Genomic DNA, 445 nt, shown 5'->3' on the forward strand with positions numbered 1-445 from the left:
CCGCCTCGACCGGCCCGTGCGCGAGCACCTGCCCTTCCTTGAGCAGCAGTACCTCGTCTGCGACTGCCGCGGCATGGGTCAGATCATGGAGCACCACAACCACTCCCATCCCCGTGGCCGCGGCACCGCGCAGCAGCGCCAGCGTCTCCAGCTGGTGCAGCGGATCTAGGCTGGCGAGCGGCTCGTCGGCGAGCAGCCAGCGCGGTTCGCCCGCCAGCACGCGCGCCAGCAGCACGCGTGCCCGCTCCCCGCCAGACAGCTCGCGCACCGGCCGATGCGCCAGATCCGCCGTTCGGGTCGCCAGCAACGCCGCGTCGATCGCCGCCCATCCGCCGTCGCCATGCGGCAGCCGCCCCAGCGCCACCACGTCGCGCACCCGCATGTTCCAGTGCACTACGGCATCCTGCGGCAGATAGCCGATCGCCCGCGCCCGCTCCCGCGGCGG

At 73.7% G+C, this 445-nt stretch carries 1 protein-coding gene; it reads right to left on the reverse strand.

Going from position 1 to position 445, the window contains the following annotated elements:
• Positions 1-445 (reverse strand): ABC transporter ATP-binding protein (locus tag AX702_RS17985; protein ID WP_156455584.1); only part of this gene is annotated, 445 nt, incomplete at both ends.

This window comes from Sphingomonas sp. CCH5-D11, from assembly GCF_001557395.1.
Taxonomy (GTDB): domain Bacteria; phylum Pseudomonadota; class Alphaproteobacteria; order Sphingomonadales; family Sphingomonadaceae; genus Sphingomonas.